Here is a 9,606-nt window from a genome sequence, read left to right as displayed (position 1 = left end):
GTCCTGACACAGAACTGTCACCGATGTCCTGAGACATAACAGGTACGAACCGTCGTCGTTCATGCCGAACCGTTACTGCTACCTGACGAACCGTCACCGGAACACACGAACCGTCCACCCCACGACACCACCCCATCACGCCACCCCCTGACGCCGCACCATGACGGCCCGCGTGCCAGTGCCCTCCGACACACCGCACTCGGCAGTCCGCCTGGCCCGCCCGGCGGTGCGGGTCAGCGCCCGGCCCGCGCCCGGCGGCGTGGGCCTGGGCTCCAGGGACGGGGACCCGACCCCCGTGGCCCGGGGTTGGCGGGGCCCGTGTTCCCCGGCCGGCTGTGCTCCCGTGAGACGGCTGTCATGTCGATTTACGACCTTGGGGTGCGAATCACGACCACCCCGGGGTCGTAAACCACACCCCAAGATCGGAAACCAGCGCCGACCAGCGCTTCGCACTCGAGGGTGCGACCGCTCGGAACAACCGCACGGAGGCCATCCACGGGCCCGGCAGGCCGCCCTCGGGCACGGGAGATGGCCTTCGGGCACGTGAGGCTGCGCGCGGGCGCGGGAGAGGTCGTCCTCGGCAGAACTCGTTCTCAGGCCAACCAGAACACACCACCAGCCACACCCCCAAACACGAAGAGCCACGTTTCCGCGGCAGGGACACACCAACACCGCCCGATATAGAATTGAAATAATTCTTTCGTTTGGATTGAGGAGTCTCATGAAGCGCCGTCATCTTCTCGGCGGAATGCTGGCAGCTGCCGCATTCCCCCTGACTAGCGCATGCCGCCCGCGGACGCCGTCGAGCGGGCCCACCGCTCGTACGCCCACTGCCGGAGCGAGCGCAGCACCCTCTGCAGCGTCCACCCCGCGTATTCCGACCGCCTTCGACGACGCCGGGAGTCTGCCGGGATCAGACTTCCGACCCGAGTCGTTCACCTGGCTCCGTGGCGGCTACCTCGTGGGCAGCAGCGGCAACACCTGGTGGTACGGGGATCCATCCGCCATGAACTACTGGTACTTCACAGCCGACGGCACCGACGCCGACTCCATGGAACTGGTAGCCATGGGCTCCGCCGAAGAGCTTCAGAACCTCGCACCGCAGGTCGGACCGGCTCAGATTCTCACCGACGAAATCATGGTCGTCGACGCCGCTGCCCACTTCGGCTATGTCGTCGTAACGGCGGTACGCACCGGGGTGACCCAGGAATCCGCCTGGCAGGCCCATCTGCTCAAGGTGGATCTGGAGGCTGCGGCTGTCGTGGCAGTGCTGCCGCTAGACGTCGACGCCGCAGTCGACACCACGATCGGCAACTGGGCGATGGCGCTAGACACCGACGGCATCAACCTGGGCGTCGGTACCGGGAGAATCCGTGGCGACACCCGCGTTTGGGCCATCAACACCGAGTCGATGGAGATTGCCCTTAAGGATCCGCATCAAGTTGGTTATGACACCTTCCATCAGGTCAACGGCGACGCCCTACTGACAGGCACGGCGAGCTCCCCCTACTCCGAGGGCGCCTACCCGCCCTACATCGTCTACTCGCTCGAGTCCGGCAACCTGGTCACCCAGGAGAACAACACCGACACCTACCTGCTCGGCCGCTGGCTGTATTGGCTGGAGACGGCCTTCGACGCCTGGCGCGTCATGGACGTGACCACCGGCGAGGAGGTGACCATGGCCGATCAGCCTCCCGTAGGCGCGCCGGACGCGCGCCCGACGGTGTGGGAGACGGGCGGTTATTCGGTCGTGCGCACCGACTCGGCGCTGGATGTGCGCCCCCTCGGTTCACCGACGGCGACACTATCCCTGTCTGCGGACGCCGACGACACCATCCCCGCAGCGCTTGCCGTCCACCGCGATGTCGTTTATGCAGCCTATCCCTCCGCCGCGCATGAGCTGCACCTGATCGATCTCGCCACCGGCGAAGAGCTGGCCACCGCCAGGCTCGGAACCGAGGAGGACGGAATCGATCGTGAGCCGCAGGCGCTAGCCGTCTCCGAGGTCGGTGCCGGCTACTTCTACAGCCGAGGCGGGGCCTGTACCTTCCACGCAGCCACCGACTGGCTGCACTGACCGGCAGCTCCCGGTACACAACGTCCTACCAGCCCGGGGGTGTCATTGGTGCCGGTCTTAGCAACAGGGCGGCGGGCAGCCCTGCCCATGGGCATATCGGGAGCACCCCGGGACACTGGGACCGTCTCCATCCCCGTCCCCGGGTGCAGGCCCGGTAGGAGTCTCGATGCGTCGACGCACTGTTCTAACCGCCGCCGCCTTGGGTGCCGTCGGGTCGCTCATCGGCTTGCCCGCCTGCTCCGTCTTCAACTCCCCCAGTGCGGCGCCGACGCCGTCACCGGCCATGCCGCCCGGCCCGGACGCCGTCCCGGATGCTCTGAGCGACCAGCACCTGTGGCCGGGTGGCTCTCACGTGCGCTCCACTGTCACCGCAGTGCGCGAACACTTCCTTACCGGGGCCGTTCAGGCCACCGAGGCCACGGCCTACGTCCAGGGGATGTGCCCGGTGGTGGTGGACCTGAACGGTCCCACCACATGGGGCGTCCTCCTCGACGACGACGGACGGTGGACCACTAGGCAGGTAGTGCCGGACAGCAAGGCCGGGCCGGGCGAGCGCGACCCGGACGACAACCAGCCCACGACCATGCTCGTCGCCGGTCCGGCGGTGATTGATTACACGCACGCCTACACCGTCGTGGCCGCTTTGGCCGGCGTGCCGTACAACCAGGAGTACTACTCCCAGCCCGACGACGCCTGCCCCGTCAGCCTGCTTAAGGTCGACCTGGCCGACGGGTCCCTGGATGCCGTAACCACCGTAAGCGAGAGCTGGCCGGCCAGCGCGATACGCCATCTCTGCCTGTCCTTCACACAGGACCGCGCCGGTCTCCTACTCACCGGCGCTCCCGACACCGACGAGGGATCCTTCCGTAAGGAGACATACGCCCACATCGGGCTGCGTCTGTCTACCGAAGATCTCTCCGTGGAGCTGGACAGCCACGACCTTCTGCGCGGCCGAGGCTACGACATGGTCTCCCCCTGTGGCCAGGCCGTGGTGGGCAAAACCGAATTCGGCCGGGAATGGCTGCTGGTCTGCCTCGAGGACGGCACGCTTATCAGGCCGTCTGAGGACGCCTACCCCCACCTGGTGCGGGATGGCTGGTTCTATTACCAGCAAGAGCGTTCCCTTCGTGCCCAGGAGCTCGGTTCGAAAGAGGCCATCACCGTGACGGACATGGACATTCAGACATCGAATGGGAGCTACTGGCCGGAGATCTACTCCGATCAACCGGAGATCATCCAGATCGGCAGGAGCTCGGCCTCGGGGATAGAAGCTCTCCGTGTGTTACGCCCCGGCCAGACCACCCCGACCGTGTCCTGGAATGGCGAGGACAAGGTGCCTGATGGCGCCTGCGTATGCGGGGATGTCCTCTATGCCTGGTACCAAGAGGACGCTAGTGGCCACTTGCGCGTGGAGATGATCTCGCTGAGTGAGGGGGAGGAGGGCGACGCCCTGGGCACGTGTGAGACCGGGGAGATGACGGTGACAGTGGATGACTCCCCTGTGGTAACCGCCTGGGGAGTTGCCGTAGGCGACCGCTTCTACGCGGCCACACAGTGGCTCGACGGCGTCCCCCAGCAGCCCACGGGGACAGCCAGTCCCGGCCCCGCATCACCCCAGGCCTCCTCCAGCCCGACCGGATAGCGGCACCTTCACCGTCGTCCCCGGTGCCCATCCCACATCAGCAACCCACCGCTCGCCCAACACTCGCCATCAGGCATTTAGGAACAGCCATGCGTCGTCGTACCGTCCTAGCCACTGCCCTTGCCACAACCCTTGGCTCCGGAGCTCTCGCCGGCCTCACCGCCTGTTCATCCTCCGGCAAAAGCAACGTCATAGCGCCCACCCCCTCGCCCGTTCCGGCTGCGACCATCAAGCAGCCGCCTGTGCCCGCGCCACCGTCCTCCACCTCCTGCCCCTCAGGCTTCTCCTCCCGGGTACTGTGGCCCACTGCCAATGTGCCCTCCGCCATCACCGCTGTCCACGAGCATTACCTGGCAGGTACTGCTGAGGTTAACGACGACCTACTCCCCGAAACCAACGGCCTGCGTCCCGTGGTGGTGGATCTCAATGGTCCCACCACCTGGGCGGTACTCCTGGACGAGGACGGGGAACTGATCACCAAGGAGGTCGAGCTCAAAGATTCTCCCGCAACGTCCCGCCTCGATCCCTTCGGCACCTCCGACGACTCCGCCTCTCCCACCCCCGGCCTTCCCTATACGGCGCTGAGCGCTGGCCCCGCCGTCATTGATGGCACCCACGCATACCTCGTGGTAGCCGCCGTTGACTATGCCTACCCCGGCGAAACCATCCGCGGTTCCATGAACTTCCCGGTCAGCCTGGTTAAGGTCAACCTGACTAACGGTGCTCTGGAGGCGTCTACAACGATCAGCGAAGGGCTGCCCATCAAGGACGTCATCGTGCCGACCAGCTCGCGCCACCCGGGAGGCGGGCTTCGCAGCGGACTGTACCTGTCCCTGTCGCCGGACCGCACCGGCCTGCTGCTATCCGCCGATCCGTCCAGCGACTCCTACGACGCCCAGCCCTTGGGGCTGCGTCTGTCCACCGAGGATCTCTCCGTCGAGCTCGATGTCCTGGCCGACGTACCCAACCTTGGGCCGTTCGACCTTTACGGCGAGGCTGTGAGGATCAACAGCAGCGCAACCTCCGTCATCTCGCTGGCAGATGGACAGGAAGTATCCATAGAGGCCGCTGAACCGTTCTTCGCCTGGAACGGTTGGCTCTACTACTACGGCGCTCCCACACGCTCCGTCAACAACAGCTGCTACGCCCGCGAAATGGCAACAGGACAGACCATTGCCCTCGACGTCACGGACTCCTATTTCAACGGCTCAACCGTGTCCTATGCCATCGGCAGCTCGTATCACGTGCCAGGCATATTCAGCGATCAGCGCCAACTTCTTTTCACCGACGGCCCCTTTTACTACCTCGACCCACCGAGCTCGACCACCGGAGCTCCCGGCTGGGACAAGAGTCGGCCGGCACCGCAGGCCGCCTGCGTTTTCGGCGACGTGCTGTACACGGTTCCCGCGGCCGGGGCGGACACAACCGCCGACGTCGAGCTGACCTCGGTCACCACCGGCGAGCCACTGGGCGAGGTCGCCGGGGTGGGGATTGACTGGCCGATCGCGGTCACGGCTTGGGGCCTGGCATGCGGCGGCAGCTTCTACCCCGCCACCGCATGGCTGGACTGATCCCTGTCGCCATGTCATTTCCGCCGGTTCGGGTGCGCTACTTGTGCCGGTCTCGGCGCGGCTGACGGTCAGGCGGCGCGGTCCACCAGCAGATGGGCGAACTGCACCATGCCGTCGTGCACCAGCGCCGCCCGCTCCCGCGCGTCGGCCAGGGCGGCCTCGCGCGCAGATCCGGTCACGCCCGCGGCATCCAGACGATCCTTGGTACCGGCCAGCACAGTCTCTTCCAGTCCGTTCAGCACCGCGATCGCCTGGTCCGCCCAATGCGTCGCCATTTCCCGGGTGCGGCTCAACACCGGATGCACCCGAAGCTGGGCGACGAGACCGGCCAGGACCGCGTCGTCGGACAGGTCGGCGCTAGACAGGGTCGCCAGGATCGACTGCCCGGCGGCGTCCAGCTCGCCGGCGGCAAGCGCCTGACGCAGCAGCAGCACCGGCATGGTGTCCACGCCCTCCCGCAGGTCTGTGCCCGGCGTCTTGCCGGTGGTGGCGGCGTCGCTGGTCAGATCGATGCAGTCGTCGGCCAGTTGGAAGGCCACGCCGATCTTCTCCCCGAAGGCCTCCACAATCGCCTCGGTAGCCTCCCCCGCTCGGGTGAGCATGGCACCGTAACGGGCCGAGACCGCGATCAGCGAACCGGTCTTGTCCGCCAGCACCTGCAGGTAGTGCGCCACCGGATCGGTGCCCGCGGGGCGCGGCAGGGTCTCATGCAGCTGCCCCATGCACAGCCGCTCAAAGGTCTTGGAGTGGGCCAGCACCGCCTGCGGTCCCAGCGCCGCCACCAGCTGGGAGGCGCGCGCCACCAGCACGTCGCCGGCGAGGATGGCGGCGGAGTTGCCCCAAACGGTCTGTGCGCTCGGGGCGCCGCGCCGCAGCGGGGCCTCGTCCATGACGTCGTCGTGGTAGAGGGTGGCGATGTGGGTCAACTCGACCGCGACGCCGGCGTCTCGCACCAGCTCGCCCGTCGCCAACTCCGGGTCGCCCAGTTGGGCGGTCAGCAGCGTCAGCACCGGGCGCAGCCGCTTCCCACCGGCCGCCGCCAGGTGGGAGGTCGGCGGGTTGATCGTCGCGTCAGCGCTGCTGACGACCTCGAGCAGGCGCGTCTCGACGGTCTCGAGCTCCGGAACAATCCGTTCTTCGAGCTGCGGCAGGCTGAGTGGCAGCGTTCCAATCACGGCAGGAGCATAGCGGCGTCTGCCAGCGAGCCGAGCACGGCCTGCGGCAGCACGCCGATCAGGACGGTGGCGGCGGCCGCCAGACCGATCGTCAACGCGGCCGGGCCCATCGAGCCGACCACGACCACGCGGTCGCCGTCGGGCTCCCGGAAGAACATGAGCACGATCAACCGCATGTAGAAGAAGGCCGTGGCCACGGAACTGACGATGGCGACGATCACCAGCCAGGTGGCCCCACCGGCGATGCCGGCGATGAACACCTCGAACTTGGCCATGAATCCGGCGGTCAGCGGGATCCCGGCGAAGGACAGCAGAAACACGGTCATGGCGCCGGCCAGCCAGGGGCTGCGGCGGCCCAGGCCGGTGAAGGCCTCCAGGTCATTGGCTTCGGCACCGGGGGCACCGTCGTGGCTGGTGCGCACCAGGCCGATGATGCCGAAAGCGCCAACGGTCACGATGCCATAGGTGAGCGCGTACAGCAGCAGGCCGCTCACGCCCATCCCGTTCCAGGCGATGATGCCGATGAGCATGTAGCCGGCGTGAGCGATGGCCGAGTAGGCGAGCATGCGCTTGACGTCCTTCTGGATGACACCGACGACGGTGCCCACGGCCATGGTCAGGATGGCGACGGTCCACAGGAAGGGGGCCAGGTCCCAGCCGAGCGTCCCGCCGAGCACGTAGTAAAAGCGCACCAGGGCGAGGAAGGCGGTGGCCTTGACCCCCGCGGCCATGAAGCCGGTCACGGGGGTCGGCGCCCCCTGGTAGACGTCGGGGCTCCAGGCGTGGAAGGGGGCGGCAGCGGTCTTGAACAGCAGCCCGACGGTGACCAGGGCGACCCCGGCCAGCGCCAGCCAGTCCATGCCGGCCACTCCCCCACCGCCGATGGCCATGGCAATGACGCTGTAGGCCACCGAGTCGGACACGCCGTATAGGAAGGCGGCGCCCATGAGCAGGAAGGCGGAGGAGAAGGCGCCCAGCACGAAGTACTTCAGGGCGGCCTCCTGACTGAGCAGGCGGCGGTGGCGGGCCATGGCCGCCATGATGTACAGCGGCAGCGACACCAGCTCCAGGGCGACGAACAGGGTGATCATGCCGTTTGCCAGCGGGAACAGCATCATGCCGCCCAGCGAGAACAGGGTCAGGGGGAACATCTCGGTGGCGACCCAGCCGGCGTGGATGGATTCCTCCTCCTCGGCGCTGCCGGGCCGGTCGGCGGCCTGTGCGGCGAAGGCGCCGTCGTCGGCGGTGGTGCGGTCGGCCATGACCAGGACGGCCAGCAGGCCGATGGCCAGCAGAATGCCCTGGGCGGCCACCCCGAAGGGGTCTTCGGCGATGCCGGTGGTCAGCTCCCGGCCGCTGCCGACGGCCACGACAACACTCCAGCGGCCCGACAGGGCGACGGCGGAGGCGAGGATGGCCAGCAGGCTCAAGAGGGCCTGGACGGCCGGGCGGACGCTACGGGGCACGAAGGCCTCCACGAGGACGCCGACGACGCCCGCGCCCAGAATGATCAGTACCGGGGTGAGGCCGGCCCATTCAATGACCGGGGCGGTGAAGCTCACTTGGTGTTCCCTTCTGCGATCACGACGGCGACAGCGGGGTCGGCCGGGGCGGTGGGCACGGTGGCCAGAGCGGCGGTCTCGCCGGGGGCCTCCACGGCGGCGGCGACCTGGCCGGCGACGTCCTCGAAGGCGTCTGTCAGCGGTGCGGGTGCCAACCCGACGGCGAGCATGGCGGCGATCACCGGAACCAGGACCAGCTTCTCGCGTCCGTCCAGGTCGGCGCTGCCCACCCGCTCACGGGCGGGGGCGCCGGTGAACACCCGCTGGTAGGGCAGCAGCACGTACACGGCGGCGATGATGACGCCGAGCACGGCGACGACGCCGAGCGGCACCGACTTCGAGAAGGTGCCGGTCAGCACCATCCACTCCGGCACGAAGCCGCTCAGGCCCGGCAGGGCGATGGAGGCCAAGCCGGAGATGAGGAAGGTGCCGGCGATCAGCGGCATGACTCGCTGCATGCCGCCGAGTTCACTGATGGCCACGGTGCCCGTGCGGCGGGCGAGGAAGCCGGTGACCAGGTACAGCCCGGCGATCGACAGCCCGTGGGCGACCATGTAGACCATGGCGCCGGTGGCGGCGATCTGGCTGCCGACGAACAGGCCCAGCACCATGAAGCCGAAGTGGCTGATGGAGGTGTAGGAGATCAGCCGGTAGAGGTTGTCCTGCGCGACGGCGGCCAGGCCGCCGTAGATGATGCCGACCACGGCCAGCACCAGGATCACCGGGGCGGCCCAGGCGGATTCACGCGGGAACAGGGGCAGTACCAGGGCGGCCATGCCGTAGGTGCCGATCTTGTCCAGCACGCCGATCAGCAGCACGGAGGTACCCGGAGTGGCCTGCTCGGCGGTGTCCGGCAACCAGGTGTGCACCGGCACCATCGGCGCCTTGATGGCGAAGGCGATGAAGAAGGACGCGAAGATCCAGCGGCCGGCCGTGGTGGAGGCGGTGATCTGGCCGACCAGGTTCTCGACCAGGTAGGCGCCCTCGCCGCGCGGCCCGTACACGTACAGGGCCACCACACCGACCAGCATGATCAGTCCGCCGGCCAGGGAGTACAGCAGGAACTTCAGAGCAGCGCGGCGGCGGCGCTCACCGCCGAAGCGGCCGATCAGGAAGTACACCGGCACCAGCATGGCCTCGAAGCAGATGTAGAACAGGAAGACGTCGCGGGCGGCGAAGATGACCACCACGAAGGCCTCCAGCACCAGCACCAGGCCGCTGAACAGGCCCTGCTGGTCGGCGGGGATCTCACCCCAGCTGGCCAATAGCACCAGCGGCACCAGGAAGGCGGTCAGCAGCAGCATGGCCAGGCCGAGGCCGTTGACGCCCAGCGCCCAGGACACGCCCAGCATCGGAATCCAGGAGTGGGTCTCGGTCAGCTGGATGGCGCCGGCCTGGGAGGCGTCGAAGACGGCGAGCGTCCAGATTCCCACGCCGAGGGTGGCCAGGGCGAACAGCAGGCCGATGACCCGACCCTGGCGGCGCAGCGGCGGCACGAGCCACAGCAGCAGTGCCCCGGCCAGCGGGACGATGGCCATGGTGGTCAGTACGGGGAACGTTGCATTCATGGGCTTGTCGT

Annotated in this window: 6 protein-coding genes; 3 read left to right on the top strand and 3 right to left on the bottom strand. The window is 67.8% G+C overall.

Features of this window, described 5'->3' with window-relative positions; all coding sequences use genetic code 11:
* Nucleotides 1-721 precede the first annotated feature (721 nt).
* From DRB06_RS11980 to DRB06_RS11970, 3 genes are all read left to right on the top strand, one after another.
* A complete protein-coding gene (locus tag DRB06_RS11980) occupies nt 722-2,077 on the top strand; it encodes a hypothetical protein (protein ID WP_146750880.1) in 1,356 nt (451 codons plus the stop codon).
* 166 nt (nt 2,078-2,243) lie between these two features.
* A complete protein-coding gene (locus DRB06_RS11975) occupies nt 2,244-3,719 on the top strand; it encodes a hypothetical protein (protein WP_111820060.1) in 1,476 nt (491 codons plus the stop codon).
* A gap of 242 nt (nt 3,720-3,961) precedes the next feature.
* The gene (locus DRB06_RS11970) at nt 3,962-5,290 is read left to right on the top strand and encodes a hypothetical protein (protein ID WP_111820059.1); all 1,329 of its coding nucleotides are present in this window, start codon (nt 3,962-3,964) and stop codon (nt 5,288-5,290) included.
* Between the two features lie 68 nt (nt 5,291-5,358).
* Here DRB06_RS11970 and DRB06_RS11965 read toward each other — a convergent pair whose 3' ends face one another.
* From DRB06_RS11965 to DRB06_RS11955, 3 genes are read right to left on the bottom strand one after another with little or no spacing between them, the layout of a single operon-like run.
* Entirely contained in the window at nt 5,359-6,465 is a 1,107-nt protein-coding gene (locus DRB06_RS11965; RefSeq protein ID WP_108968043.1) for a polyprenyl synthetase family protein, read from the bottom strand.
* Nucleotides 6,462-8,027, bottom strand: a complete 1,566-nt coding sequence (gene nuoN, locus DRB06_RS11960; RefSeq protein WP_111820058.1) for an NADH-quinone oxidoreductase subunit NuoN — start codon at nt 8,025-8,027, stop codon at nt 6,462-6,464. The genes DRB06_RS11965 and nuoN overlap by 4 nt, the downstream gene beginning before the upstream one ends.
* The gene (locus DRB06_RS11955; protein ID WP_073330911.1) at nt 8,024-9,595 is read right to left on the bottom strand and encodes an NADH-quinone oxidoreductase subunit M; all 1,572 of its coding nucleotides are present in this window, start codon (nt 9,593-9,595) and stop codon (nt 8,024-8,026) included. The genes nuoN and DRB06_RS11955 overlap by 4 nt, the downstream gene beginning before the upstream one ends.
* Nucleotides 9,596-9,606 lie beyond the last annotated feature (11 nt).

Source organism: Actinomyces sp. Z5, from assembly GCF_003287795.1.
In the GTDB taxonomy this organism is placed as follows: Bacteria; Actinomycetota; Actinomycetes; order Actinomycetales; family Actinomycetaceae; genus Actinomyces; species Actinomyces glycerinitolerans.
Note: the sequence above shows the minus strand (reverse complement) of the source record. Positions and strands in the feature narration are given on the sequence as shown.